The organism is Catelliglobosispora koreensis DSM 44566, from assembly GCF_000379685.1.
Lineage (GTDB): Bacteria > Actinomycetota > Actinomycetes > Mycobacteriales > Micromonosporaceae > Catelliglobosispora > Catelliglobosispora koreensis.
Genome location: NZ_KB903291.1, coordinates 163867 through 189366, shown reverse-complemented (window position 1 = coordinate 189366; position 25500 = coordinate 163867). Strand labels below are relative to the sequence as shown.

The 25500-nt window shown below is 63.6% G+C and carries 24 protein-coding genes; 10 read left to right on the top strand and 14 right to left on the bottom strand.

Annotation, left to right across the window (positions count from 1 at the left end; translation table 11 throughout):
- Position 1: 1 nt before the first annotated feature.
- Genes A3E1_RS0133080 through A3E1_RS0133065 form a run of 4 tightly spaced genes read right to left on the bottom strand, consistent with a single transcriptional unit; the run spans position 2 to position 3103 of the window.
- On the bottom strand, positions 2–790 hold the full coding sequence (locus A3E1_RS0133080; RefSeq protein WP_020525117.1) for an ABC transporter permease: 789 nt from the start codon (positions 788–790) through the stop codon (positions 2–4).
- Positions 787–1734 (bottom strand): daunorubicin resistance protein DrrA family ABC transporter ATP-binding protein, encoded by a 948-nt coding sequence (locus tag A3E1_RS0133075; RefSeq protein WP_020525116.1) that lies wholly within the window; start codon positions 1732–1734, stop codon positions 787–789. The genes A3E1_RS0133080 and A3E1_RS0133075 overlap by 4 nt, the downstream gene beginning before the upstream one ends.
- A 13-nt stretch (positions 1735–1747) precedes the next feature.
- Entirely contained in the window at positions 1748–2593 is an 846-nt protein-coding gene (locus A3E1_RS0133070; RefSeq protein ID WP_020525115.1) for a DUF4097 family beta strand repeat-containing protein, read from the bottom strand.
- A gap of 18 nt (positions 2594–2611) precedes the next feature.
- Positions 2612–3103: a hypothetical protein gene (locus A3E1_RS0133065; protein ID WP_020525114.1), complete on the bottom strand. Its 492-nt coding sequence runs from the start codon at positions 3101–3103 to the stop codon at positions 2612–2614.
- Between the two features lie 53 nt (positions 3104–3156).
- Here A3E1_RS0133065 and A3E1_RS0133060 point away from each other — a divergent pair, with 53 nt between their 5' ends.
- From A3E1_RS0133060 to A3E1_RS0133050, 3 genes are all read left to right on the top strand, one after another.
- On the top strand, positions 3157–4116 hold the full coding sequence (locus A3E1_RS0133060; protein WP_020525113.1) for a sigma-70 family RNA polymerase sigma factor: 960 nt from the start codon (positions 3157–3159) through the stop codon (positions 4114–4116).
- A gap of 70 nt (positions 4117–4186) precedes the next feature.
- Entirely contained in the window at positions 4187–4759 is a 573-nt protein-coding gene (locus A3E1_RS0133055) for a dihydrofolate reductase family protein (protein ID WP_020525112.1), read from the top strand.
- Between the two features lie 126 nt (positions 4760–4885).
- Positions 4886–6799, top strand: coding sequence for an elongation factor G (locus A3E1_RS0133050; protein WP_020525111.1), 1914 nt, complete (start codon positions 4886–4888; stop codon positions 6797–6799).
- On the opposite strand, the gene A3E1_RS0133045 is transcribed toward A3E1_RS0133050, so the two are convergent.
- Complete coding sequence (locus tag A3E1_RS0133045) at positions 6753–7172, bottom strand: VOC family protein (RefSeq protein WP_020525110.1); 420 nt, start codon at positions 7170–7172, stop codon at positions 6753–6755. The genes A3E1_RS0133050 and A3E1_RS0133045 overlap by 47 nt on opposite strands.
- Before the next feature lie 85 nt (positions 7173–7257).
- On the opposite strand from A3E1_RS0133045, the gene A3E1_RS0133040 reads away from it, so the two are divergent.
- Positions 7258–7839 carry a TetR/AcrR family transcriptional regulator gene (locus tag A3E1_RS0133040; RefSeq protein WP_020525109.1) on the top strand — a complete coding sequence of 194 codons (582 nt, stop codon included), beginning with the start codon at positions 7258–7260 and terminating at the stop codon, positions 7837–7839.
- On the opposite strand, the gene A3E1_RS0133035 is transcribed toward A3E1_RS0133040, so the two are convergent.
- Positions 7836–10079, bottom strand: coding sequence for a PQQ-dependent sugar dehydrogenase (locus A3E1_RS0133035; protein WP_020525108.1), 2244 nt, complete (start codon positions 10077–10079; stop codon positions 7836–7838). The two genes, A3E1_RS0133040 and A3E1_RS0133035, sit on opposite strands and share 4 nt — an antisense overlap.
- Positions 10080–10217: 138 nt before the next feature.
- Here A3E1_RS0133035 and A3E1_RS45350 point away from each other — a divergent pair, with 138 nt between their 5' ends.
- Complete coding sequence (locus A3E1_RS45350; protein ID WP_020525107.1) at positions 10218–12581, top strand: sigma-70 family RNA polymerase sigma factor; 2364 nt, start codon at positions 10218–10220, stop codon at positions 12579–12581.
- A 286-nt stretch (positions 12582–12867) separates the two neighbouring features.
- Complete coding sequence (locus tag A3E1_RS43350) at positions 12868–13773, top strand: helix-turn-helix domain-containing protein (protein WP_051105230.1); 906 nt, start codon at positions 12868–12870, stop codon at positions 13771–13773.
- On the opposite strand, the gene A3E1_RS0133020 is transcribed toward A3E1_RS43350, so the two are convergent.
- Both A3E1_RS0133020 and A3E1_RS0133015 read right to left on the bottom strand, forming a co-directional pair.
- Positions 13746–14957 (bottom strand): HNH endonuclease signature motif containing protein, encoded by a 1212-nt coding sequence (locus A3E1_RS0133020; protein WP_020525105.1) that lies wholly within the window; start codon positions 14955–14957, stop codon positions 13746–13748. The two genes, A3E1_RS43350 and A3E1_RS0133020, sit on opposite strands and share 28 nt — an antisense overlap.
- 182 nt (positions 14958–15139) lie before the next feature.
- Entirely contained in the window at positions 15140–15712 is a 573-nt protein-coding gene (locus A3E1_RS0133015) for a pentapeptide repeat-containing protein (protein WP_245571519.1), read from the bottom strand.
- A gap of 411 nt (positions 15713–16123) precedes the next feature.
- Between A3E1_RS0133015 and A3E1_RS46500 the strand changes: the two genes are divergently transcribed.
- Genes A3E1_RS46500 through A3E1_RS0133000 form a run of 3 tightly spaced genes read left to right on the top strand, consistent with a single transcriptional unit; the run spans position 16124 to position 19098 of the window.
- Positions 16124–16990, top strand: a complete 867-nt coding sequence (locus A3E1_RS46500) for a helix-hairpin-helix domain-containing protein (protein ID WP_083929741.1) — start codon at positions 16124–16126, stop codon at positions 16988–16990.
- The gene (locus A3E1_RS45345) at positions 16987–17871 is read left to right on the top strand and encodes an OmpA family protein (RefSeq protein ID WP_020525103.1); all 885 of its coding nucleotides are present in this window, start codon (positions 16987–16989) and stop codon (positions 17869–17871) included. Before A3E1_RS46500 ends, A3E1_RS45345 begins: the two co-directional genes overlap by 4 nt.
- A gap of 60 nt (positions 17872–17931) precedes the next feature.
- Positions 17932–19098 (top strand): metallophosphoesterase, encoded by a 1167-nt coding sequence (locus A3E1_RS0133000; protein WP_020525102.1) that lies wholly within the window; start codon positions 17932–17934, stop codon positions 19096–19098.
- Here the strand turns inward: A3E1_RS0133000 and A3E1_RS0132995 are convergent.
- The 4 genes from A3E1_RS0132995 to A3E1_RS0132980 form a co-directional block, all read right to left on the bottom strand.
- Positions 19079–19612, bottom strand: a complete 534-nt coding sequence (locus A3E1_RS0132995) for an RNA 2'-phosphotransferase (protein ID WP_020525101.1) — start codon at positions 19610–19612, stop codon at positions 19079–19081. The genes A3E1_RS0133000 and A3E1_RS0132995 overlap by 20 nt on opposite strands.
- Positions 19613–19615: 3 nt before the next feature.
- On the bottom strand, positions 19616–20419 hold the full coding sequence (locus A3E1_RS0132990) for an endonuclease/exonuclease/phosphatase family protein (protein ID WP_020525100.1): 804 nt from the start codon (positions 20417–20419) through the stop codon (positions 19616–19618).
- 45 nt (positions 20420–20464) lie between these two features.
- Positions 20465–21445: a golvesin C-terminal-like domain-containing protein gene (locus A3E1_RS0132985; protein WP_157631888.1), complete on the bottom strand. Its 981-nt coding sequence runs from the start codon at positions 21443–21445 to the stop codon at positions 20465–20467.
- A gap of 105 nt (positions 21446–21550) precedes the next feature.
- On the bottom strand, positions 21551–22531 hold the full coding sequence (locus A3E1_RS0132980; RefSeq protein ID WP_020525098.1) for an ArsR/SmtB family transcription factor: 981 nt from the start codon (positions 22529–22531) through the stop codon (positions 21551–21553).
- Positions 22532–22630: 99 nt separating this feature from the next.
- Here A3E1_RS0132980 and A3E1_RS46495 point away from each other — a divergent pair, with 99 nt between their 5' ends.
- A complete protein-coding gene (locus A3E1_RS46495; RefSeq protein WP_245571517.1) occupies positions 22631–23578 on the top strand; it encodes a golvesin C-terminal-like domain-containing protein in 948 nt (315 codons plus the stop codon).
- Here the strand turns inward: A3E1_RS46495 and A3E1_RS43330 are convergent.
- Together A3E1_RS43330 and A3E1_RS43325 are read right to left on the bottom strand one after the other, a co-directional pair.
- Positions 23565–24242 (bottom strand): 4'-phosphopantetheinyl transferase family protein, encoded by a 678-nt coding sequence (locus tag A3E1_RS43330; RefSeq protein WP_020525096.1) that lies wholly within the window; start codon positions 24240–24242, stop codon positions 23565–23567. The genes A3E1_RS46495 and A3E1_RS43330 overlap by 14 nt on opposite strands.
- A gap of 225 nt (positions 24243–24467) precedes the next feature.
- On the bottom strand, positions 24468–25499 hold the full coding sequence (locus A3E1_RS43325) for a sigma-70 family RNA polymerase sigma factor (RefSeq protein ID WP_020525095.1): 1032 nt from the start codon (positions 25497–25499) through the stop codon (positions 24468–24470).
- Between the last annotated feature and the right edge of the window lies 1 nt (position 25500).

Here is a 25500-nt window from a genome sequence, read left to right as displayed (position 1 = left end):
TTTAGCGAATAGGGTCGCGGTTGTAGAGCTTCTTGGCCCACAGGTAGCACACGACCGTGATCCCCACCGACCACGCCACGGCCAGCCAAGCGTTGTGGCCGATCCCGGTGCCGAGCAAGAGACCGCGCACGGTTTCCATCACGGGGGTGAAGGGCTGATAGTCGGCGAACGCCGCGACACCTGACGGCATCGAGTCGGTCGGCACGAAACCGCTGCCGAGGAACGGAAGCAGGATCAGCGGCATCGGCAGATTGCTAGCCGCCTCAACACTTTTCGTGACCAGACCGCAGGCCACGGAGAACCAGATGACGGCGAAGCTAATCATCGCGAGCATGCCGGCGGCCGCCAGCCACTCGATCGCGGTAGCGTTGGGACGAAAGCCGATGAGCATCGCTACGCCGACGATGATGGCGAGCCCAGCCATCGTCTGGATGAAGCTGCCGATCACGTGTCCCGTTAGGACAGAAGGGCGGAAGATCGCCATCGTGCGGAAACGCGCGATGATGCCTTCAGCCATATCCATCGCCACCGAGATCGCGGTTCCCTGTGCCGCCCCAGCGACCGTGATGAGCAGAATCCCGGGCGTCACGTAGCTGGCATATTCCGCCCGGCCGGAGGCACCTCCAAGTCCGGCTCCCAGGGTGCCGCCTAAGACGTACACAAAAAGGAGCAGGAAGATGACCGGAATGCCGATGAGCATGAGAGGCATGACGGGATAACGCAGGATGTGCTTGAGGTTGCGCCGCAACATAGTCGTGGAGTCGCGAACGGCATAGCTGAGGGTGCTCATGAGACGGTGGCCCTTTCGCCATCGGGCTGACCGGTCAAGGCCAGGAAGACATCGTCAAGGTCAGGTGTGTGCACGGTTAGCGAGGAGACGTCGACCCGGCCGCGGTCAAGACGGTCGAGCAGATCGCGAATCGATCCCACGCCGCCGTCGCTGGGCACCTGCAGCGTGAGGGCATCGGTGTCCTTTTGCGATCCGCCAAGCATCGCCGAGGCTGCTTGCAGCTGTTCGACGCTGGCGAATTCCAGGCTGATGTGACCGCCGGGGATCATCCGCTTTAGCTCGGCCGGAGTCCCTTCCGCGATGAGCCGGCCGTGGTCGAGCAAGGCGATGCGGTCCGCTAGCTCATCGGCCTCTTCCAGATATTGAGTCGTCAGAAAGATGGTCACCCCGTCGGCGACGAGCTCGCGGATGATCTGCCACATGGTCCGCCGGCTGCGCGGATCGAGCCCCGTGGTCGGCTCGTCGAGGAAGATGATGCGCGGGCTGCTCACCAGCGTCATGGCCAGGTCGAGCCTGCGGCGCATGCCTCCGGAATAGGTGGCGACCGGTTTGCGGGCGGCCTCCACGAGATCGAACCGGCTCAGCAACTCGGCGGTTCGCTTGCGGCCGTTGGCTTTGCTGAGATGCCTGAGGTCGGCCATCAGCATCAGGTTCTCTTCCCCGTTGAGGAAGTTGTCGACAGCGGAGAACTGTCCCGTCACGCCGATCGCATCGCGGACCGCGTCAGGCTCTTTGGCCAGATCGTGCCCGGCGACCGTGCCGAGGCCCGCGTCGGCGCGAATCAAGGTGGACAGAATGTGGACCATCGTGGTCTTGCCCGCGCCGTTGGGGCCGAGCAAGGCGAAGATGGTGCCTTCTGCGACTTCCAAGTCGATGCCCTTGAGCACCTGGTTGCTGCCAAAGGACTTGCGCAGGCCGGTTGTTTTGATCGCGGCTTGTGTCATGGGGTGGTCACCTCTATTCAGCGCGTCGGATGGTGATGTTGCCGTCGAACGTGCGGGCACGGATCTCGGCGGTTTCCTGGGTGCCTTCGGGACGGTCCGTCGCCTCCAGCGTGTTGGTCACGACCCCGATGGAGGACCTCACTTCCAGCCATGCGGCTGTGCCTTGGTGGATGCCCACTTCCAAGTCACCCGAGGCGGACTGGAGCACGATCGAGCCGCGGGTCACGTCCCCCACGCGTACGTTGCCGAAAGCCGTGCGGGCAGTGAGATTCGACCCGGCCTTGTCGACGGAAATGTTGCCGTGCGCGGAATTCAGCGACACGTTGCCGGCGACCTTGCCAATCCAGCTGTCACCGTTGAGATTCTTGATGGACGCTTTGCCACCGATCTCTTCGATGCGAAGCTCGCCCGATCCGACAACGTTGCTGTCGCCCGCGACGCGCAGCACCATGACTTGACCGTGCATCGTGCTCAGGTGAACCGCTTCGGCCTGGTTGACCTCGACGTCGCCGTGCGTGGTCTTGAGCTGGCACTGCCCCACGCGGCCCTCGCACAGCACGTCTCCAGAAGCCGTGGTGCCACGCACATCTGACCCGGTGGGCAGTTCAACGGTGACATTGACGACCCCTGGCCGGCTGGTGAACATGTTCTGAAAGCGCTTAGCAGACTTGATGGTGAGCTTGCCATCGCTGAAGTCGACGCGCAGCGACTCCGCCGCCTGAACGTCGGTGTCGTTGGCCGGATCCCGGGGCCCGATATCCACAATGGTGTCTTTACGGTCGCTCGCGATGAGGCGGATGTCCCCGGCGATAATGTCGACGGTGGCAGTAATCGCCTGAGGTGTGTCAAAGGCAGGCATGGCACGGTCTCCTTGTCTCTACCGGACCCAGCCGGTGTAGGACTGGGCGCCGCCGGAAGAGTGCCGTCCCGGCCGGACGTTGTTGAGGACGCCGGAGACAGCCCGCACGAGCCAAGCGTTAACGGACAGACCTTCGCGGCCAGCCGCCTCGTCGATCCGCGCTTTGAGATGCTCGGGCGGACGGAAGTTGATCCGTGCGGTGGCGCCTTCTTCGTCTACAGGTGGCGCCATGGTGGCACCGCGTGGCTCCTCGTCCCACTGCTCGGCCTGTGGCAGTGCCACGACGAAGCTTGGGTCGAGACCGCGCAGGCGCAGGTCAACGGAGCCAGGAGCCAGCTCGCGGGTGATCTCGTCAGCGGCGTTGGACAGGGCGCTGAGCAGCGTGAGCCGGATCGCGGACTCCAGTGGTGCGACAAGGCGCTCGGCGAGCGCGCGAGCGTCGTCTCCACCGGCCGCCGCGGCGATCATGAGTTCAGCGCGCACACTGTCGACGTACGGCTTTAGGTCCATGGCACCACTATGGCGCAATAATGGCGCCATAGCAAGTCCACTACTCTGGGGCCGTGCGCGAGGTGGAATTCGGGGAAGCGGTCGCCGGCTATCGAGGCGAGCTGAAGGCACACTGCTATCGCATGCTCGGCTCGTTGCAGGACGCCGAGGACGCGCTGCAGGAGTCATTGCTCAACGCCTGGCGCGGGCTCTCGGGTTTCGAAGGGCGTAGCTCCCTGCGCACGTGGCTCTACCGCATCTGCACCAACACTTGTTTGCGGATGCTCGCCCGGCGCCCGATGCGCATGCTGTCGCCGGATTACGGGCCGTCCCGCGAGTCCACAAGCGACCTTGGTGAGCCTGTCTCGGGACCGATCTGGTTCGAGCCGTGGCCAGATGACGTTCCGGCCGAAGAACCAGGCCCGGCCGTGCGCTATGCCCAGCGTGAAGGCATCGAGCTCGCCTTCGCCGCGGCCTTACAACACCTACCTGGTACTCAGCGAGCCGTCCTCATCCTGCGCGATGTGCTCGCCTATTCCGCCGCCGAGACCGCTGAAATGCTTGATACCACAACAGCTTCCGTCAACAGCGCGCTTCAGCGGGCGCGAAAGTCGGTGCAGGAGCGTGTGCCGATGGTCAGTCAGCGGGCGGAGCTAGCCGCGCTCGGCGAATCTGGCCAGCGGCAGCTCCTTGAGAGCTTCGTCGCGGCATGGGAGCGGGCTGATGTGGATACGCTCGTGAGCCTGCTCGCCCAGGACGCGAAGTTCACCATGCCGCCGCTTCCCGCTTGGTTCGACGGCCGTGCCGCGGTCGCGCGGTTCTTCCGCGAGCGGGTGTTCGCCACCCCGTGGCGGCTGCGTCCACGCGAAGTGAACGGACAGCCCGGCTTCGCCTGCTATCAGCTGCAAGGTGAGGAGTTCCGGCTCGGCTCGATCACGGTGCTCTCTTTCCGCGACGGGAAAGTCGCGCAGCTCAGCGCGTTTCTCGACCCGGAACTGCCCGTGTGGTTCGGCTTGCCAAAAGATCTTGACTGAGGGCGATGAATTTCGCCCGTGCGCTGTCTCTACCTCTTTGAATCGCACCTAACGACAGAGGAGAAACACCATGCGCAAGCTCATCGTCGCCAACATCATCTCGGCCGACGGTTTCTATGATGGTCCCGGTGGAGACGTGATGGCGTTGCCCTTTCACGAAGACTTCGACCACTACAACGCCGGGCGGCTGCGTGCCGCCGGCACGTTGCTGCTCGGCCGCAACTCGTTTGACCTCTTCAGGAGGTACTGGCCAGCAGTGGCCGACGACGCGTCAAGGCCGCCGGTCGAGCGGGAGATATCCCGTCTCAATAACGCCATCGACAAGCTCGTCGTCTCGGACAGTCTGACCTCAGACCAGATAGCACCCTGGGAGAACACGGCCATCGTCAAGCGGTCTGACGCGGTGACAACGCTCACTGAGCTGAAAGCCAAGCAGGGCAAGGACATCATCGTCTTCGGCAGCCGGACCATGTGGAACGATTTGCTGCTCCAAGGACTGGTGGACGAGCTGCACCTCATGGTTGGCCCCTCGTTCCTCGGCGATGGCACGAAGATATTCAACGGTCGCTTGCCCTTGCGATTGCTCGAGTCGCGAGCCCTGCCTGGTGGCTCGCTCGTGCTCAGCCGCTATGCCGCGGCATAAACCAGTTGCTGGATGGCCGGCGCCAATGTTCCACTGAGCCCTCATCGAGTGCGAAGGAGAAAGCAATGCGCGAAGCGTCTATGTCCCTTACCGCAATGACCGCCCAGTCAAAGGACATGACGCTTAGTGACAACGCTGAACCTAGGTATTCTGGCGCACGTCGACGCCGGTAAGACGAGCCTGACCGAACGCCTGCTCTTCGCTGGCGGGGTCATTGGCGAGCTCGGAAGTGTCGATGACGGCAGCACGCTGACCGATTCCCTCGCTCTGGAACGTGAACGCGGCATCACGATCAAATCGGCGGTGGCCTCCTTCGCGATCGATGACTTGACTGTCAACCTCATCGATACGCCTGGCCACCCCGATTTCATCGCTGAGGTGGAGCGCGTGCTCCAAGTGCTCGACGGTGCCGTGCTCGTGGTGTCCGCTGTGGAGGGTGTGCAGGCGCAGACCCGCGTCCTCATGCGTGCGCTGCAGCGCTTGCGCCTGCCCACCCTCATTTTCATCAACAAGATCGACCGTGTCGGTGCGCGCGACGCGTCGTTGCTGGAACGCCTGTCGCTGGCGACGGTGCCGATGGCCACGGCGACGCGTGCTGATCTGCTCGACGTGCTGACGTTGCGAGACGATGAGCTGTTGGCGGCTGCCGTTCGCGAGGACGTCTCGCCGCAGCGGCTGCGTCAAGCGCTTGCGGCGCAGACGAAGCAGGCCGTTGTGCATCCCGTCTACCTTGGCTCAGCCATCACCGGCGCCGGAGTCGGCGCCCTGACGGCTGGGATCAAAGAGTTCCTGCCTTCTCTCCCCGGTGACGCGAACGCTCCGCTCTCGGGCGTGGTGTTCAAAGTGGAGCGGGGTGACTCAGGCGAGAAGATCGCCTATGTGCGGCTGTTCGCCGGGACGATCCGTGTCCGGGACCGGGTCGCCTTCGGCAACGGTCACGCGGAAAAGGTGACGGCCATGGAGGTCTTCGACCGGGGCGGTGCTGTGTCGCGGTCGGCTGCTGAGGCTGGGCAGATCGCTAAGCTGTATGGGCTAAGCGAAGTCAGGATCGGCGATTTCATCGGCGTCTCACCCGAGACGTCCGTTGCCCGGTTCTTCACCCCACCGTCGCTGGAAACCGTTGTGGTGCCTGTGCCCGCATCGGCCAAGGGTGCGCTTCACGTCGCGCTGACCCAGCTGGCTGAACAGGATCCGCTCATCAATCTGCGCCAAGACGAGCAGCGGCAAGAACTTTCCCTGTCCCTTTACGGCGAGGTGCAGAAGGAAGTCATTCAAACCACGCTCGCCCGTGACTTCGGCGTCGACGTGACCTTTCGGGAAACAACCACGATATGCATTGAAAAACTAGTGGGTACTGGGGAAGCAGCCGAGTTCATAGCGGTTGCCCCCAACCCGTTCCTTGCCACGGTGGGGCTGCGCGTCACGCCCAGTGAACCCGGCACGGGCAACAACTTCCAGCTCGGAGTCGAACCAGGGTCGATGCCTCCAGCGTTCTTCAAAGCCGTTGAGGAGTCGGTGTTTCAGACCCTTGAGCAAGGCCTCCATGGCTGGAGCGTGACCGACTGCACGGTCACGATGACGCACGCCGGCTACTGGGCGCGCCAAAGTCACTCACACGGAACGTTTGACAAGAGCATGTCCAGCACGGCTGGCGACTTCCGCAATCTCACTCCGCTGGTGCTCATGACTGCGTTGCGGCAAGCGGGAACCCGTGTCTTCGAGCCGGTGCACAGCCTGTCGCTAGAGCTGCCTGCCGAGCTGTACCCGCAAGTGCTGCCGGTGCTGGCCCGATCGCGGGCGTCCGTCCAGGCTCCCATTCCGCGTGGGGCTGTGTCGTTTGTGGATGGTCATGTGCCGGCCGCCAATGTGCATGAGCTGCAACAGCAATTGCCGGGGCTGACCCGGGGCGAGGGCGTGCTCGAAACCGCGTTCGACCACTATCAGCCCGTCAAAGGCGCACCCTCGTCCCGTGCCCGGATCGGCCCCGACCCGCTCAATCGGAAGGAGTACCTGCTGCATATTGTGCGGCGAATTCACTAGTCGGCTCGATGGGCGTGATGACATCGATCAGCACGCCACTCGGGTCGGCCACGATGAAGTGGCGCTGGCCGAAGTCCTCGTCGCGCAGCTCCAGCTCGGGCTTGAGACCGTGCTCGACCACGAGCCGCTGCCACTGCGCGTCGACATCTTCAACCTCGAAGTTCAGCACGAGCCCCTGGACGGGCCGCCGGAATCCCTCGGGGATCGTCGGGTGCGTGTGATCGAGTAGTGCCAGCTCATAGCTGCCACGCCGCAGGCTGACATACCAATCCGCTTCAAACGTCACTTCGAAGCCGAGTAAGCCGGTGTAGAAGTCACGCGACTCGGCGACCTTCGTGGTGGCGATGACGGGATAGAAGCTGGTCAGGTTCATTGTCTTACTCCTTCACATACCATCGGTATGTGAACTGACGCTAGTCGCGTACCATTGGTATGTCAACGGCTGAGAGAGTGAGATCGTGGCCACAAGAGCGGAGCAACGAGACCAGACGCGGCAGGCACTGCTGCGGGAAGCGCGTCGTTTGTTCGCGGCTTCCGGGTACCCCCAAGTGGGTTTGGCGGAGCTAGTTAACGCGGCGGGGGTCACCAAAGGCGCCCTGTACCACCACTTCCCGAGTAAAGCCGATGTCTTCCGCGCGGTCTTGGCCGAGGTGCAACAGGAAGTCGGGCAACGTGTCGCTGAGGCCGCCGAGGCGCACGACGACCTGTGGGATCAGCTCGTCGCGGGCTGTCACGCCTTCCTTGACGTCAGCACCGATCCCGAGATTCAGCAGATCATGCTGATCGACGGCCCAGCGGTGCTCGGCTGGAACGAGTGGCGCGCGCTGGACGAGGCCGCGTCCGAGCGCCAACTCGCCGACATCCTCGAAGCACTCATGGACGCGGGGACCATGGCACGGCAACCGATCGCTCCGTTGACGCATCTGCTCTCCGGTGCGATGAACGAAGCCGTGCTCTGGCTAGCGACTACCTCCCGCGCCCAGGACCTCCGTGCGACGAAGGCCACGCTGACGAAACTGCTCGAAGCGTTGCGGCTCTAGCAAAGGATGAGCAAGCACGGCTTGTAGATCGCCGTGTAAGTCGTGTTCGCGGTTGGTGCCGTGATCACATGGGTTTGCGCGCCACCGTCAGACCAGCGGTCGAACTTGTACTTCTGCAGACCCGCGGTGTAGCTGCTCGGTGCGCTGACCGTAATGGTGGAGCCCTGAATCACCTGGCGGGTAAAGGGTGCCGGGCCGGTAAAGGATCCGACGCTCAGGCTCACCCCGTTGGGGTTGCCCGTGAACGTCAGCTGAACCGTCTGCGGATCGAGGCGCCGGACCACCGTGCTCGTCAGGTTGGTGGCATCAGTGGCTGTCAGGGCTAGCTCCACATAGGACGGATACTCGTGATCCGGTGCGATGAACGATCCCGACACTGTCCCTGTCCAGCTTTGCAGAACGTGCGTGTGACAGCTGGTCGGCGTGGAGCAGTGCTGCAACCGCAGCTCCCAGGACAAGGCCGACGCCGGAAGCGTGCCCTGCTGAGGATCGGTCGCGTGGCCACTGAACGAAAGCGAATCGCCAACCTTCCAAGTCGTGCCAGCGGTTGGTGTATCTATGAAGGCGGCGGGAGCGGAGCTTCCCGGCTGAATCGTCACCGTCTCGTCATCGAAAGCGCCGAGCGTGTCGGTGACCCGAAGCCGTGCCGTGAACGTGCCGCCCGACGAGTACGTGAAACTGGTGGCCGGTGTGGTGGCGTCCCACGATCCATCGTTCGTGAAATCCCATTGGTAGGTAAGGCGTCCCTGATCAGCAGGATCGGCATCCATTGAACCGGCACCATCGAAGGTGACCGTGAGCGGGGCAGGACCGGTGACCGGAGCGGCCGCGATGTTCGCTACTGGGGGCTGGTTAGCGGGGAAGTAACGAAGACGCCGCACGGTCCCGCCGAGGTCCACATAGTACAGTTCGCTTCCCGGGCCTATCGCCAGGTCAACCACGCTGGCGGCCTGCTGCACGAAGGCGGAGATGTTGCCCGTGGCCGGCAAACCCCCTGGAGCTGACGGTTTCATCGCCCAGATGCAGCCACGGGAGTTATCCGCGAAGAACAGTGCCCCTTGGTACTCGGCTGGATAAGAACCGCCACTGGCCGGGTAGAAAGCCATACCCGACACCGAATCGCCACCGGTGCCACAAGTTTCGCCTGGCACGACAGCGGCGCTGTGGTTGTAGGTGTAATACGGCGCGGTCTGCCCGGCACCGCTGTAAAGCGACTCACATAGCGGAAGATTGGCGTTGTCATAGCTGGAGTTACGGGCAGCGCCTTCGTAACAGGGCCAGCCAAAGTTGGGCGGTGCCGCCGTCGGGTTCACCAAGCGCTCGACGTCTTCCCATGTCGTCCAGCCCACATCGCCAATCCAGACCTCGTTAGTTCCCGGGCGAATGGTGAACCGGAACGGATTGCGCAACCCCATCGCCACGATGCGCCGGGTGTTTAGATCCGCTGAGCCAATGTTGGCGTTGCCTGCCGCCGCTGCTCCCGTTGACGGTTCGAGGCGCAGGACCGTCCCACTGAGCTGTGTCGCGTCCGCGGCGGACCGGACATCCTGCGACCGCAATGCCCCGCCCTCATTCGCCGGATCGGCGCACGGGTTGGGCGGGCTGCCGAGCTGGCCATAGTCGGTGGCGCTGAAGCTCGCGCCATCTCCACTGGTCACATAAAGCTTGCCATCGGGGCCGAACCGCAAGTCGCCAATCGAGTGCGAAGGGTACTGCTGGCACCAGTCCTGAATGAGCACCTGCTCGCTGCCTGTCATCACATTGCCGTTGGCCTGCAAGCGAGATAGCCGTGCGGTGACCACACATTTGCCACCGTTGGCTCCGCCGGCCACGGTGTCACAGTTGTCATTCCAATAGGGTGCGGTCTGTCCTGGCGGGGCGTCGTAGGCGTAGAGCACATACACCCACGGGTCGGCCGGAAAGTTCGGCGCTAGCGCCAGGCCGAGCATGCCGCGATCCCAGACATTGTGTGTGTTGGCCGAAAGATTGGCGAACACTGTCGCGGTGGGATCGGCGATGTTGTCGAAAACCTTGATGACGCCGCCCTTTTCGGCGACGAATACGCGGCCGTCCGCGGCGAACTCGATGTTCGTTGGCTGACTCAACCCAGCGAAGACGATCTGCTCCTGGAATCCACTGGGCACGATCGCCGCGTGCACAGACCGCACCGGCCAGCCGTGAATTGTTCCTAGGAGCAAAAGTGCGGCCACTCCGGCGGCGATCCGGGTGTTCCAGCGCATGACATCCTCCTGGCTTGTAGTCAGCAGAGGACAGACTATTGGCCAGGTTCAATATTCAAATTGTCGAATGTGCGACAGTAACATCTGAGCGATTTCCACGTTAAGTCCCGTGACAACCCTCGATGTTCTGGCTGTGCGATGACAGATGAAAATGACGGCGCCGCAGGTGTTAATGGCGATGCCGAGCTAATCGCGGCGGTTCGCGGTGGCGATGCCGCCGCGTTTGACGTGCTCTACCGGCGGCACGTCGACGCCGCCCGCCGGATGGCGCGTGGACTCTCCCGTGATGCCGCCGACGTTGACGATCTCGTGGCCGAATCGTTCGCCCGGATGCTTAGCATCCTGCGTTCTGGTGGCGGGCCTGACGTCGCGTTCCGGCCCTATTTGCTGACCACGGTGCGGCATCTGTTCTACGAGAGCGTGAAGAGGGCCAGGAAACTTCAGGTCACCGATAATCTGTCCAATCACGAGCCTGGCGTGCCGTTTGTCGACACGGCAGTGGAAAAGCTGGAACTAACGCTGATCTCCCGGGCCTTCGCCAAACTGCCCGAGCGCTGGCAGACCGTGCTGTGGCACACCGAAGTCGAGCAAGAACGGCCCGCGACGGTCGCCCCGATACTGGGAATCAGTCCCAACGGCGTTGCCGCGCTGGCCTACCGCGCACGGGAAGGCTTACGTCAGCAGTACCTGCAAGAACACCTCCTTGAGGACCCTGACGAAGAGTGCCGCCTGGTCGTCAGCCGTCTCGGCGCGTATGTCCGAAGTGGACTTTCCAGCCGCGATCGAGCCTCAACCGAGGCACACCTCGACGATTGCGCCCGCTGTCACCTGCTCTTCGTTGAGTTGAATGATGTCAACGCCGGACTGCGCGGCCTGCTGGGCCCGGCTTTGCTGGCTGGTTCCGTCAGCGGCTACTTCGCCGCGGGGACACAGACTGTGGCGCTGCCGATGGTCACGTGGTGGACACCCATTCGCCGGATCGCCAAGCGCCGGTCGTCACAGGCAGTGGCCGCCACGGCTGTGCTCGCGGGACTTGTGGCGCTGGCCTTGGTGCTGTCCTCGCAGTCCTCGCCGGTTACGCCTGCCGCACCCGGGGTTGATCCGCCCCGGCCCACGGCCCCCGTTGTGACACCGCCTGCTCAGCCCAGCGCGTCAGTCGCGCCGCCTGGTGTCACCCCACCACCGCCGGCCACACCAGAGTCGACCAGCCTTGAGGTGACGCTGGTGCCCGTTAGCGGGCTCGTCCGGGGACGCCCTGGCGCGCTAGCCCTCAGCGTTATCAACCGGGGCAAGACTGTCGCGTTTGGACCGCGCGGCTTGTCCCAACGGCGCGCTGTGGACACCGGTCCCTTAACCGCAATGATTACCGTCCCGGCCGGCGTCAGCTTGCGAACCGGCGCGCCTGGCGACGGATGGACCTGTGCCAACACGAGTGTGCCGACCGAGTTCAAATGCGCCAGAGCGTCGTTGCCGGCGGGACAGACGAGCCGCTCGTTTGTTCCCGTCAACGTCTCGGGCACGGCCTCCGACGGTGTGCTGCGGGTTCGGCTCACGGCCCCGCATGCCACCGCGACGAGTGCGACAGCGCTTGGCAAGATGCAGCCCGCGGGACTATCCGCGACCTTCGCCGCCCAACTGCCCGCGACAGTCGTGACCGGTGGTAACACCCTGATGACGTGCCCTTTGCTGATGCTCGGCTGCTTAAGCGCGCGATACGGCGGCTCGCTGCTCGGCGGGATCAACAACGGCGACTATCACATGACGGGATATGCCGATCCAGCCGCGCCTCAGGGCACGCCCGCTCATTCATGGGTCAGCGGTGCCACGATCGCGGTTCGCGGGAAAGTCGCATGGGCCGGCCTGTATTGGTCGGGGAGTGGTCCCGCGCCTTCACTTTCAAGAGCGCATCTTCTGGTACCAGGGAAAAATGCTTATCAATCGGTTGATGCTCAAAGGATCGACCGTGTTTCGGGGGCGGATTTCACGCAGCCTGCCTACCAGGCGTCAGCCGACGTGACCGCGCTCGTGCGAGGAAGTTCGGGCGGATCGTGGTGGGTCGCCGTGGATCACGGTGCCTTCGCCTCTGGCCCTGGCTCCTATGGCGGATGGGCCCTCGTGATCGTCGTCGAGGACGGAGGTCCACTACGGACAGTAACCGTCCTTGACGGTTTCGTGCCTATGCGCGGGACTCAGTCGATCTCTACGGCGATCTACGGACGCCCTGGCGCTGAAGCCAGGTTCGCCTTTGTTGGCTGGGAAGGCGACCGCGGTTTGTCCGGCGATCAGCTGAAGGTTGGCGGCCAGCCGGCCGGCGGCGGCGATGCCACGAACATCGCGGCCAGCCGCGCTGATGGCACCGCGGCTGGCTGGAACACCTTCGGCGTTGACACTCGCTGCTTCACGGGCAAGATCCCTGCCGCGCCCGGCGACGTCACGGCAACAAACACCACTGACGCCTGGATCCTTGGCACGGTCGCCATCGCCAGTGTCACCGGCCCTTAGATCCGTCGTCGCGTGTTTGCCTGAACGACTTCGCACACTCCGCACAGATTTCGGCCGGTCCACGTTCTCGCACTTCGGCCTGCGAGGCGGGCATCGGGATGCCACAGCACGTGAAACCGCTGCGCGTCGGATGTCCAATGTGGTGAATAGTGGGCCTGGTCATACCAATGGGAGTGGTCTACCTAGCTTCTATGACGCGGCTCGGCCGGTAGACTCGGGCGGCAGGGCGAAACTCCTTGCGGTGGATGCTCGGCGCACGCCACTACGCGCCGAGGAGGTGCGCATCGTGGCTGGTCGACGTGGCTCCCTTTTGCGGAGCCGAAGAATTGGGCTGACGCTTCGCGAAATGCGAGAGCAGCAAGGCCTAACGCTGGAGCAAGTCGCAGAGCTCATGGAATGCTCGCGTTCCAAGATCTCGCGAATCGAGACCGGGCAAAGCTCGCTGAGCTGGCGTGACGTCCGTGATCTCCTAGGGATCTATGGCGTGACAGGCCCGGAGGCCGAGGCGGTGGCCGAGATGGCCCGCGATGCCCGGCGCCGTGACCGGGAACGCAGCTGGTGGCACCCTTACAACAATGTGCTGGTCAGCTCCTATGTGGGCAACGAGCAAACCGCGACCCGCATTCGCACATATGAACATCAGAACGTTCCGGGGCTCCTGCAAACGCCGGAATACGCCCTGGCCCTCTTTCGCGCGGCGGATCCTGGCGCCGATCCCGAGAAGATCGCGGCGCGCCTGCGCATCCGGATTGGACGCCAGGAAGTGCTCATCCGTGCCGAAGATCCGCTCTCGCTGGAGGTCGTGCTCGACGAAGCGGTCCTCAGCCGGCCGGTCGGCGGCGACGAAGTCATGCGCAAGCAAATGCGCCACCTCGTGGCCGCGTCAGCATTACCCAACGTGACGCTGCATCTGCTCCCGTTCGAGGCTGGCGCCCATGCGGGAATGGAAGGAACGTTCGCGATCCTGGACTTCCTCGAGACCGACGGATCAAGCATCGTGTATATCGAGAACGCCGGCGGTGGCCTGTTCCTCGACAAGCGCCAGGAGCTAACGCACTACGCGGAGATCTTCGACCGGATCCGCGCCAAGGCACTGAAGCCGGAAGAAGCGACGGAATACATCGCTGCTCTCGTCGATGGGCCGCGCTGGAGCTCTGCGCTTGATCACGGCGGCTCCGGGCCGACCGTGTAGATGCTGCCCAGCGGGCTGCGCCAAACATACGTGCCGCGTTTTGTGCTCAAATAGCGCCAGCCTCCTTCGCGTTTGGCGCGATGATGGAAGCGGCATAGCGCAACAAGATTGCCTGCCTCGGTGCGGCCGCCCTTCGCCCAATCTTGGCGATGGTCCAAGTCGCATCGTGATGCCGGCACTCGGCATCCCGGAGCGCGGCATCGCCGGTCTCTGGCCCGCACGATCCGGGCGACCTGCGCTGTTGCCCGCCGTCGGTCCAGCCCAGGCTCGGCTCTGCCTGTCCCGGTTGAAGGGCGCTTTTCTTCCCCGGGGCTTGCCACGTGTGCGTGTGCGGACGGCGCGTTGAGACGGTCCCCTAGGATCGAGCGGCGCTTGTGCTGGCAGTCCGAAGTGGAGGGCCGGGAGCGGGTGGTGCCGTGGAACACCTCGCCCGACTCTGTGTCATGCACGGTATAGGTCCAGCACGCTTTTTCTTGCTGCGCGGCGACTTTGCGGGCTATGTCTGCGATCACTGGGCCGTAACCGGCTAGCTCGCCAGGAGTTTCGGCGAGCTTGGCGAGGGTTTGCAGCGAGGCGGTCAGTTCGACGCTGCCGCCTCGGCCGCTGGAAGGCTTGCCTGTCAACAGGTTGAGGAAGGCATCGGCGCGGAGTTGGCCCATGGTGCGTTTGCTGCCGAAGGCGCTGGCAAGCCGGGCGTGCGCGTGCACCGCGTCGGCGGCCGCGCGGGCTTTGTCGGTGGGCAGGTCGAGGCCGAGCAGATTTGCGCAGCCGTCACGATCGGGCTCGAAAACCAGCCGTCGTGAGGCAACCTTCTCGTTGTGCCGCGATGTTGCCGCATCGGGATCTTCGCCGAGGACGAGGCGCATAAGTTTGGCGCGCAACTGTCCGGTCGTCAACAATGGGGCTTGGGGGAGAAGAATGGCGCAGACCCGCTCTGCTTTCGCTGAGGGCAGCACTGAGGTCTCTTCGCAGAACACGCGAGCCTTCGGCAGGTCGATCTCGCCGGTTGCCAATGCGCTGAAAACGTTGCGCAGCCTGAGAAATTCGTGTGCGAAGGCAAGTCGTGAAGCGGCGGCTTGGCGCGACCAAGCGACTGCGGCGGCGATCTCCATCGGGGCGAACTCACGAGCGGGCAAAGCATCCTCGACAGCAGCGACCGCTTTAAGAACTCGGGCATCGGCCATTGCGGCGCAACGAACGGCAGCGATCAGCTCCTCAACAGCCGCCTCATCAACCCCGCCCACAGCAACAAGACTAGACCCCGCCACCGACAAAAACCCCAAGCATCCAATCATGATCCGGATGCGGAAACCCGAAGCGAAGATTAGGCCAGAAATCCTTGTGGTGCAGGCGAAAAGCCCAGCGCCTAGCCCCCGCCACCGACATTCCAATGCGGAGGAAGGTGCAATCGCTCCGGGATCTTGGTCCGCCCGTCTCCAGAGGCAGCGTCAAGTTGTTGCTGTGTAAGGAAAATCGAAGTAGTCAGGTTAGCTCCGCGAAGATTGGCGTTGCGGAAATCCGCACCAATCACGTCAGCCAGCCTCAGATCGGCGTTCCGCAAGTCGGCACCAATCAAGTACGCACCGCGCAAACTAGCCCCACGCAAGTCAGCACCTTTAAGGCTCGCGCCCATGAGATCCTTGCCCCGCATGTCCACACCACCACCGCGGCGGACCTTTTTGCTTGCGCGCGTAGTCAATTCGTTGACCCGTTGCCGATACTTGGCGACGTCCGCAGTGAGCACCTCGGCCGGCTTGCCATAGGTCACCGCCACGATCGCATCGAGCGCCGCCGAAGTCTCGCCATCGTTTGGGTTCAAGTCCAAACACTCCAGAAGGTACGCCGTGAGTTCGTGCAGTTGGCGCATAACCGAGAACACCTCGAACATCTCGCGGGCCGTCTCCGGATGGCTTCGCCAATCACGGCCCCCGAAAGTCACCTGAGCCACCTTCTGCCCGGCACCCGAACAGTCGAAGACGACACACCCCGGAAAGCCAGACTCCCGCAACCGATCGTGGATCCCGCACCGGAAGTCATCCTTGAGATTCGGGCACGGCTGCCCGGCCGGTTTATTGATGGCGAAGTCAGCCGATTTGGCGAACGCGGGTGCCGCACAACACAGCGCGAAACACTGCGAGCAGTCCGCGCGCAGGTCAGCGGCGGCCGGGCGAGGAGGTGAGGCGTTACCGGACAATGTGGATGATCTCCCAACGTGCTGGTTGTCCATTTGGCTTATCGCCAAGCGGGAACAGATGTGGAAAGCTTCCGGCCCGGTGACGGCTGCGAAAGCAGCTTCGGCGCCGCACGACGGACAGCACATTCGCCGGCATCGCAGCGGAAGGTTAAATCGGTGGCTTGGTTCATTGGCCAGTCAATTCTAATAATTGCGGCGGCCTTCATCTTGGGCATCCTGGTCGGCTGGCTCATCTGGGGCGTGTGGCGCCGCCAGGTGACGGTCGCCACGGCAGCGGCCCCCGCATCGGCCGCAGCCCCGGTGGCGGTCCTCGCAGCACCCATCCCCGCCCCCGCCCCGGATCCAGAACCTGCCCCTGAGCCGGAACTCGATCCCGAACCGGTCGCGGAACCCGAACCGACACCCGAGCCGGAACCAGAGCCCGAGCCGGAACCGGAACCCGAGCCGGAACCGGAACCCGAGCCGGAACCGGAACCGGAACCCGAACCCGAGCCGGAACCGGAACCGGAACCCGAACCCGAGCCAGAGCCAGAACCCGAGCCGGAACCGGAACCGGAACCGGAACCAGAGCCCGAGCCAGAGCCGGAACCAGAGCCGGAACCAGAGCCAGAGCCAGAACCAGAGCCGGAACCAGAGCCAGCGCCGGAACCGGAACCGGAACCGGAACCAGAGCCGGAACCAGAGCCGGTTGCGGAAGTGGAAGACACAGCGGTTGTGGTGGTGCCGGTAGCTGCGGCGGCTGTGGAGCCGGATGACGTCGTGGACGAGGATCTTGAGCGTATTGAAGGCATCGGGCCGAAGATGGGCGAGGCGTTGCGTAGCGCTGGGATTCGGTCGTTCGCGCAGTTGGCGGCTACTGATGAGGCCACCTTGCGCGACGCAATCGAGGCCCGTGGGCTGAACTTCGCGCCGAGTCTCGTGACGTGGGCGCGGCAGGCGCAGTTGCTCGCTGACGGTGACGAGGAAGGGTTCGAGGACCTGACCCGGCGCCTGGTGGCTGGACGGGATGAGGGACGGCAGTGACTAAGAGTCGCTGGGCGGCACTTGCTGTCAGCATCGTGGGGCTGGCCGTGATCGGGCTGGCTCAAGGGATTCCGAACCGTCACTCCATTGAGGACAATCTGACCCAGCGCTCCAACGCCGCTCTTCAGCAAGCAGGCTTGAGCGGGGTCAAGGTGAGCTTCATGGGGCGTGACGGAACTCTCCTAGTACCCACAAAAAATGATCTTGAAAAGGCGAAAGCGGTTGTCGAAGGCCTAGAAGGGGTGCGCGTGGTCTCTGCCTCCGCCCCCGAAGAGCCACCAAAACAGCCGCTGCCAAAGGCGACGGTCCGCGTGAATGGCACGTCGGTATCCAGAGACGGTCAAGCGGCCCTGCTCGATGCGATCGTCACGGCACTCGGACCGAGCGCTGACAACGTGACGATCGAGCTCAGCGAAGGCGCGATCACGATGACCGGCAAGGTCGAGTCGGCCGCGATCAAGACGGCGGCCGAGACCGCTGCCGCCCAAGTCGCGCCTGGCAGGGTCACGAGCACGCTGGAGGTCAAGCCTGAGGTCACTCAGCGCAGGCTGTCCGAGCTGCCGCAGATCACGTTCGAAGACGACAGCGCGACGCTGACCCCGCAGGGCCAAGCCGCTGTCGCCGAAGCAGCGGCGATCTTGAAGGACAACCCGACGGCGAAGGTTCGCATCGAAGGGCATACCGACAGCAACGGGACGCCGCAGGCGAATCAGGTCCTCAGTGAGGCACGGGCCAAGACCGTGCTCGATGCGCTAGTAGCGCTCGGGATCGATCCGCAGCGGCTGACGTCGGCAGGGTTTGGCGAGAGCCGGCCCAAGGTTCAGGAGAACTCGGCAGCGGACCGGGCTGTTAACCGCCGGGTCGAGTTCATCGTGGTGTGACGCTGAAAGCTGAACGTCAGATTTGGCTGACGTTCAGCTTTCCGGCGCATACTTGCCTTCATGTCTGCCAGTGAAGCGGTGCAGGCGCCACCGGCGCGCCAGTCGTTGCGGCTGTTGATCTTTCCGGTCTTTCTCATCGGGGTCGCTGGGCTGCTGTTCGGCGTTCCGTGGTGGACGCTGATCGGTGCGCCCGACTGGCCCGCACCCGTCGAGGTGCTCGGTGGCCTGATCTTCGGCGGTGCGGCGATCGCCATGCCGGTGATGATGTTCTACGGTCACGGCAGGCGGCGCGACTGGGCGGCCCGCATCGGTGACACGACACTTGGCGTGATCTGGGTGTTCTTCACATGGTCAGTGATCGCCAGCATCGGCAAACTCGTGCTGAACTTTGCCGGGGTCGAGAACGCCGCCCGTGGTGTGGCTCTTGCCGTGGTGACTGTCGCGAGTGGACTGGTCGTCTGGGGTTACGTTGAGGCGATGCGCGTCCCACGGGTCAAGCGGGTCGACATTACGTTGCCGCGACTGGGCCGTGGACTCGACGGCACGAAGATCGTGCTGCTGACAGACACGCACTACGGCCCCATCGACCGGGCGAAGTGGTCCGCTCGCGTGACAGAAGCAGTCAACGAACTGGACGCGGACATCGTTTGCCACACCGGCGATATCGCTGACGGGACAGCCGTTCAGCGCCGCGAGCAAGCGGCACCGCTCGGTGACATCAAAGCGAAGCTGACCCGTGCTTACGTGACGGGCAACCATGAATACTTCGGCGACGCCCAAGGCTGGCTCGACTACATGCAGGAAATGGGCTGGGAACAGCTGCACAACCGGCACCTGACCGTGCAGCGTGGCGGTGACACGCTCGTGATCGCTGGCGTGGATGACTACACCGCCGCGCACACCGGCACTGGCCACAGCCAAGACCACGCCGCCGCTCTGGCTGGCGCCGATCCGGAGCTTCCCGTTTTGCTGCTGGCACACCAGCCGAAACAGATCCCGCAAGCCGTGGCGCACGGAATCGATCTGCAGATCTCAGGGCACACGCATGGCGGCCAGATCTGGCCGTTCAACTTGTTCGTGAAGCTGGACCAGCCTTCCGTCGCGGGGCTGAGCCGGCACGGTGAGCGCACGCAGCTTTACACGAGCCGGGGCACCGGGTTCTGGGGCCCGCCGTTGCGAGTGTTCGCCCCCAGTGAGATCACACTGATCACTCTGCGAGCTGAATGAACTCTGGCGGCACCGCGGACGTCAGCCAAACCCCGTTGGCACTAACGAAAAATTCGTGCCCTGCTGAGGCCATGTCCAAAGCGGAGACCGTCAGGACAGCCGGTTTCCCATGCCGGGAACCGACTTTTCGCGCGGTCGCGGTGTCGGCTGACAGGTGAACGTGATGCCGGCGTCCGCGCACGAGACCTTCGGCGAAGATTGAACCCAGGTGCCGCACCGCCGTACCGTGGTAAAGCACAGCCGGCGGCGCGGCCGATGAGTATCCCAGCTCCACGTCGACCGAGTGTCCTTGGCTGGCACGGATCCGATTGCCCTCAACGGCGAATCGCTGCTTGTCGTTTTCCGCAACGACCCGCATGAGCTGTGACCTGCTGACAAGTTTGCCATGTGCGGCAAGGGCTTTCAACAGGACGTCGATGTCGGCCCATCCGTCAGGAGTGAGGGTGAGCCCGATGCTGTCCGGGCGATGACGCAGCACATAGGACAGTGTCTTACTAATTTTGATCAAGTCCATTGACTAGCTTTCTGATAGTTCGGCCACCACCGCAAAGTGGTCGCTCGGCCACACACCATCGACGGGCGCGTTGGCGGCGAGCCGCACGGAGCGGACATGGCCTGGTGCATCCCAGCGGGGCACCACGTGAATGTAATCGATACGCATGCTTGGCTCGATTCCCCTTTCCACATAAGGGTTCTCGCGGCTCCAGGTGAAGCCCGGATCGCCGTGCGGGGCATAGCGCCAGGTGTCCAGAAACACCTGTCCCGGCAAGAACGGCTCGGTCAGGAGGCCACCGAAGCGGCGCACTTCATCTGACTCGGGCTCGGCGTTGAAGTCACCAAGCACCACCGGTGGATGATTCGTAACCGGAAGTGCGGCAACGTGTTGCGCCACTTGCTCCAGCTGTGCCAAGCGCAGGGCTGTTCCGCCATAGGGAAGCGCACTCAAATGCGTATTCACTACGGGAACTGTCGCATGAGGAGCGTCAATCAGAACACTGAATATCGGGCGGCTCGGATCCTGCACGAGGTCAGCGCCTTGTTCAGCCCGGATCGGCCAGCGGCTCAGGAACGCGGCGCCATAGCGGGCACCGGGATCGTCAACGCGCTTAGTCCACGTTTGCTGATCGGAGGGGGCGAAAAAAGCGGCGTGCATGCTGAGCTCCGCGGCCAGCCAGGCGGCTAGATGAGTACCCTCGTCGGCCCATGCTTCTTGAAAACCAACGATGTCTGGCTGTTCCGCGCGCAGCACTTCGAGGATGGCCTTGCTCCGTTGCTGCCAGTCGTTAAAGCGCCACCACACGTTCCACGTCATCACCCGCATGCGGGCAATAGTGCCAGGTGGGCATAACCCACCTGGCACGACGGGTTAGACGCGCGTCAGCCGGACGGCGTCAGCGATGACCAATCCCGTTCCGCTCGTCCATCTGCTGACGGCAACCGCGTTGTAGTCGCCGCCCGCGAGGGTGAAAGTGCCGAGGCTGCGCCAAGTGCCGCCACCCGATCTCTGGTCGACGTATACGACCTGGTTACCGCTTGGCGTCACGACGATGTAGGGAGCCGCCGTGTTGTAGCCGGGCAAAGCTGGATACCAGACGTCCACGCGGTAGCTCGCCGTCGCCGGGATGTTGAACTTGTACCAGGCGCCATCGCTAGCCGAAACTGGCTCCGCGTAACGGTAGTCAGCGCCGTGCTTCTGCGACGAGTAGGACGACGTCAGCCAGTTCGCCGAAGCACTGAACCGGCCCGCGGTGGTGTTGTCCACAGTGGACGTCCATGTGGGCGGTGTGGTGCCGTTGACCAGTGACATGAAGTAAGACCAGTTCCAGCGTGGTCCGGGGTCGGTGTGCGTCGCACCCGGAACCTCGTTGTGCCCGATGATGTGAGCACGGTCGCGCGGAATGCCATACTTCGCGGTCACACTGCGGACGATGGCCGCCGAGGATTGATACAAAGCCTCGGTGTACCAGCCGTCTTGCTCGACCCAGCCCTCATGCTCGATGCCGATCGACTGGGTGTTGTAGGTCCAGTTGCCCGCGTGCCACGCGATGTCCTTCTCCCGCACCATTTGCGTGACGGCGCCATTGGACGACTTCACGACGTAGTGCGCGCTGACCTGCGAGGCTGGGTTCTGGATCCAGCTGATGGTCCCGTTGTAGGACCCCTGTGTGGTGTGGATGACCACGTAGTTGATGTTGTGGCTGCTCTCGCGATTGGCCACGGTGTAGTTCGCCGAGTGGGCCGGCACCCAGGCGGCTGGCCCGTAGTCCGTGCTGGCATGGGCGACGCCGGGGATGAGGATGATGATTCCGCCGATGGCGGCGGCCAAGGCGACCATTTTGCGCACCATGAGTTCCTCCTGAAGGGGAAGGTGCAACGTTTGGTGCCACATCTTGAGCCATCGACAAATGTCATGTCAATAGTTAACGGATTGTTCAAACGCACCGTAAAATTCTTACAGTCCGGTTAGGAGGGTGCTGGCCAGCGGTGTTAACACGTGCACGGTTGAGTTTCCATCCCGGACACTGGCGACTAGGCCGGCCTGACGTAGCACCGTCGCGTGCTCACTCGCCGTGGCGAGCGAAACGTCCAGCCGCCGCGCGATCTCGCCGGTCGTGCAGCCGTCGCCGATCGTGGTCAGCACCGCCGCACGCGTGCGCCCGACCAGCGCCGCCAGCGGTTCCCTGGTGCGGCGGGCAGGCGAGGACAGGTTCAGCGCCATGAACCGGGCATCGCGGTCAACGGGGCACACTAGAACCGGCGGCAAACTCTTGTCCCGCAACGTAATCGGCTTGCCCCAGCAGAAGAACGAAGGAACAAACAGCAGGCCGCGGCCATTCAGGTAACAGATTTGCTCGCCCGGGTAGTCGGCTTCAATAACTGAGCCGTGCCAGCGCAAGGTAGGGCGCATATCTGCCAGCAGCTGTTCATATCCGCCATCAGCCAAGCTTCTGGTACGCCGTGAGCGGTCGATCTGAACACTGGCCCTGATCTCCGTCAGGTAGGGCTCGATCGCCGCCGCGTAGTAAACCTGCAGCACCTCGGCCAGTTTCCGCAGAATGTCGAGATCGCCGGCCGCGAGCTGTTTGGCCCAGCTGGGCGCGGGCTTAGCGGGTGTCAGCAGCGAAAGTTCATGTGCCAGACGGGTTTTCGGTGTCGACAGGATCGCATCGAGCGCCGCACCGAAACCTTTGCCCGACTCGGCCGGGGTGAGAAAGTCCGGAAAATAGCCGGTTTGCGGAACCAGCGACAGCAGCAAGTCAAGCCCGCCTGTGCTGTGTAATCGCTTCAGTGTGCTGCGCCGCCACTCCCGGAAAACAGGGGAACTCGGGCTGCGCAACTGATGCAAACTCAGCGTCAGTTCCCACATGGGATCGGGCGCGGACGCGATCCTCGTGCGCATCAGGTCGGCGCCTGTGAAGTGTATTCGCAGCATCTGACCAGGCTCTTTCGGTTGGCTCCGAAGGGGTTCACCTTGGCCCGAAGTGCAAGCACATGATGTGCCCACTAAGCGCTTCCACTTCGGGAGGCAATCGTGAATATAAACAAAATGCTGCGAAGTTTCGCGGTCGTCCTGCTCGCTGTCTTAGGTGGACTGTTCGTCGTGTCCACTCCAGCGATGGCGGCACCCAACTTCAAAGCACCGTTCCGTTGCGGTGAGACCTGGACTTACTCACATCACTCGGCCGAGGTCAGGCTGGCGCTCGACTTCGTGCGCAGTGATGGCGGAGCCACCAACGGCGCACCCGTTTTGGCTTCCGCGTCAGGCACCGCTTTCCGCTATTGGGAGGCGAACGGAGCCGGAAACTACATCGTCATAGACCACGGAGCGGGCTGGAAAACGTACTACTTCCACCTGTCGGCGTTCTCTGTCGCCCACGGTGCCGCTGTCGCACAAGGACAGCAGATCGGCACCACCGGCTCAACAGGTAACTCAAGCGGACCGCACCAGCACTACGAGCAACTCTTGAACGGGGTCGGGCAGACGATCCGCATCAACGGAGTCTCGCTGGCGCCCTATCCGGGGTCTTACTACTCGAAGTACCTGACCAGTGACAACGGCTGCCCGACCGGACCGTCGTCCATTGTGGACAACGGCACTGCGGGACGGTTCAGCGCGTCAGCGAACTGGGGCACGTCAACGTACTCGTCGCAGAAGTACGGTGCGGACTACCGGTACGCCGAGCCGGTTTCAGCCAGCGACGCCGCCTGGTACAAGTTCAATCTCCCCGCCACGGCCAACTACCGGGTCGACGTGTGGTATCCGGCTCTGCCCGGCTACAACACCGCCGCGCCTTACATCGTCGTCACGACCTCTGGTAATCAAACGGTTTATGTTGACCAGCGGTCCGGCGGCGGGACTTGGCGAACGATAGGCACGTTCAACCTCGCGGCAGGCGACTACAACGTCATCGCCGTGAGCAGGTGGACAGCGGGCACCGGTCTCGTCATCGCCGACGCGATCAGGGTCACTCAGCTGTAAGAAACCGTTGCTTCACTAATAAGGGGAATGGGGATAACACGGCTGCGGCGGCCGGATATCCCGCGCCGGGCGTCAGATCGTGGAGCTGTGTTAGCTCCACCAGATCTGGGCGCCCGGCGGCATCGATCAGCCGAGGTGACTCGCCCGGCGCTGAGACGGTCAGTTTGGTCATCGACTCACGCAGGCCATCACCGGTCGCCTTGAGGATGGCTTCCTTGCGGGTCCAGTAGACGAAGAAGCCATCGCGGTCTGGCGGAGGCGGCTCGCTGGGGGACAGGACCATCCGCAGCATCGGCGTGAACTCCAGCCGCTCCGAAGCCTCTTCCACATCTAGGCCGACCGGGCCCGCGGCTGTGACAGCTACCCCCGCCCACTGCCCCGAGTGCGTCACTGAAACGTGCAGCTCGGGAATGGACGGACGCCCGTGCGACTCGCTGGCGCAGGTCGGGCAGTGCCGCTGGACTCGCACGTCCTGCGGTGAAATCCCCAGCGTCTCCCCGGCGGCGATGCGCAGCAGGGCGGCGCCGAGCGCGGAACGTTCGCGGTCAGCTGGCCGGTGCAGTTTTTCCCGCCGTTCAAGCTCAACCGGCGTCAGGATCGCCAGGTGAGCGGGCAGAAGCTGATCAAGGCGAGCCCACCAGATCTCGCACCGATGAGTTTGCATCGCCTGACCCGTCTAATCAGTGTGGATAAAGATGCGCAGCTGGTGATCCTGCCTCCGGTGCGCCGCGAGGACATCCCCAAGCTGTGCGAACAGCTTATCGATCTTCTCGATGGCGACCGGAGGCCCTTCGTTGAATGCGACGTTGGTGCCGTCGATCAGCCCGACCTAGTGATCGTCGACGCGCTTGCCCGCCTGCAGCTGATCGCGCTTCGCCACAACAGCTTCCTACGCATTGAAGCCGCCTGCCCAAAGCTGATACTGCTCCTTAGCCTTACTGGCCTGGGCGGGGTCATACTCCATGGGCAGGCCAAACAGCGGGAAAACACGATCGACGTCGAGGAAGTTGTTCACCCCGGCGATGCGGCCATTTGAGATCTCCAGGACGATAAGCGCCCACGGCCCCGTCGTGCGGTATTGGCCGAAGGCCGGCAGTCCATTCGCGACTGTCGGCACCAGTTTGGAGCCCTGGCAACCATTTCCGGTGCCGAGCATCCAATCGCGGATGTTGGCGATGCCACGGAACCAAAGCGCCAGCGGCGGCATGGACAGCGTGGCGTCTTCGTGCAGCAGCGTGGCTAGGGAATCCATGTCGTAGCGCTCGAACGCGTCGACATAACGCGCGAGCAGCGAGAGCTGGTCTTTGTCGAGCGGCTTGAGCGTCTCGGCCGGGGTCTGGCTGATCTCGGCGATCGTGGTGCGAGCGCGCTGCAAAGCGCTGTTGACCGACGCGACCGTCGTGTCAAGCAGCTCGGCGACCTCTTGAGCCGACCAGGCCAGCACCTCGCGCAGAATCAGCACGGCCCGCTGCTTGGCCGGCAGGTGCTGCAATGCGGCCACAAACGCCAGGCGGACCGTCTCGCGCGCCACCGCCATGTCGGCCGGATCGCTCGTCTCGGGCAGCACCCGGCTATCGGGCACGGGCCCGAGCCAGACGTTTTCGGCGAGCGGGGTGACCTCGGGTGAGGTGGGGCCAATGCTGTTCGGAGAGTTGGACGCCGGCCCAAGCTCCATCGGGCGAGCGCGGCGTTGTGCGCTGCCGAGCATGTCGAGGCAGACATTCGTCGCGATGCGGTATAGCCAGGAGCGCAGGGCAGACCGGCCCTCAAACCGCTCGAAATTCTTCCATGCCCGGACCATGGTCTCCTGGACAGCGTCTTCAGCTTCAAAGCCAGAACCGAGCATCCGGTAGCAATATCCGGTCAGCTCCACGCGATAGCGCTCAAGCTCCTGTTCGACACCAGCTGTAACCAGACTCATA

What these genes read in the sequence shown, in the direction of transcription:
- A3E1_RS0133080 (WP_020525117.1), bottom strand. Translation starts at nt 790, where the DNA reads ATGAGCACCCTCAGCTATGCCGTTCGCGACTCCACGACTATGTTGCGG.
- A3E1_RS0133075 (WP_020525116.1), bottom strand. Translation starts at nt 1,734, where the DNA reads ATGACACAAGCCGCGATCAAAACAACCGGCCTGCGCAAGTCCTTTGGC.
- A3E1_RS0133070 (WP_020525115.1), bottom strand. Translation starts at nt 2,593, where the DNA reads ATGCCTGCCTTTGACACACCTCAGGCGATTACTGCCACCGTCGACATT.
- A3E1_RS0133065 (WP_020525114.1), bottom strand. Translation starts at nt 3,103, where the DNA reads ATGGACCTAAAGCCGTACGTCGACAGTGTGCGCGCTGAACTCATGATC.
- A3E1_RS0133055 (WP_020525112.1), top strand. Translation starts at nt 4,187, where the DNA reads ATGCGCAAGCTCATCGTCGCCAACATCATCTCGGCCGACGGTTTCTAT.
- A3E1_RS0133045 (WP_020525110.1), bottom strand. Translation starts at nt 7,172, where the DNA reads ATGAACCTGACCAGCTTCTATCCCGTCATCGCCACCACGAAGGTCGCC.
- A3E1_RS0133035 (WP_020525108.1), bottom strand. Translation starts at nt 10,079, where the DNA reads ATGCGCTGGAACACCCGGATCGCCGCCGGAGTGGCCGCACTTTTGCTC.
- A3E1_RS45350 (WP_020525107.1), top strand. Translation starts at nt 10,218, where the DNA reads ATGACAGATGAAAATGACGGCGCCGCAGGTGTTAATGGCGATGCCGAG.
- A3E1_RS0133020 (WP_020525105.1), bottom strand. Translation starts at nt 14,957, where the DNA reads ATGGCCGATGCCCGAGTTCTTAAAGCGGTCGCTGCTGTCGAGGATGCT.
- A3E1_RS0133000 (WP_020525102.1), top strand. Translation starts at nt 17,932, where the DNA reads ATGTCTGCCAGTGAAGCGGTGCAGGCGCCACCGGCGCGCCAGTCGTTG.
- A3E1_RS0132995 (WP_020525101.1), bottom strand. Translation starts at nt 19,612, where the DNA reads ATGGACTTGATCAAAATTAGTAAGACACTGTCCTATGTGCTGCGTCAT.
- A3E1_RS0132990 (WP_020525100.1), bottom strand. Translation starts at nt 20,419, where the DNA reads ATGCGGGTGATGACGTGGAACGTGTGGTGGCGCTTTAACGACTGGCAG.
- A3E1_RS0132985 (WP_157631888.1), bottom strand. Translation starts at nt 21,445, where the DNA reads ATGGTGCGCAAAATGGTCGCCTTGGCCGCCGCCATCGGCGGAATCATC.
- A3E1_RS0132980 (WP_020525098.1), bottom strand. Translation starts at nt 22,531, where the DNA reads ATGCTGCGAATACACTTCACAGGCGCCGACCTGATGCGCACGAGGATC.
- A3E1_RS43330 (WP_020525096.1), bottom strand. Translation starts at nt 24,242, where the DNA reads ATGCAAACTCATCGGTGCGAGATCTGGTGGGCTCGCCTTGATCAGCTT.
- A3E1_RS43325 (WP_020525095.1), bottom strand. Translation starts at nt 25,499, where the DNA reads ATGAGTCTGGTTACAGCTGGTGTCGAACAGGAGCTTGAGCGCTATCGC.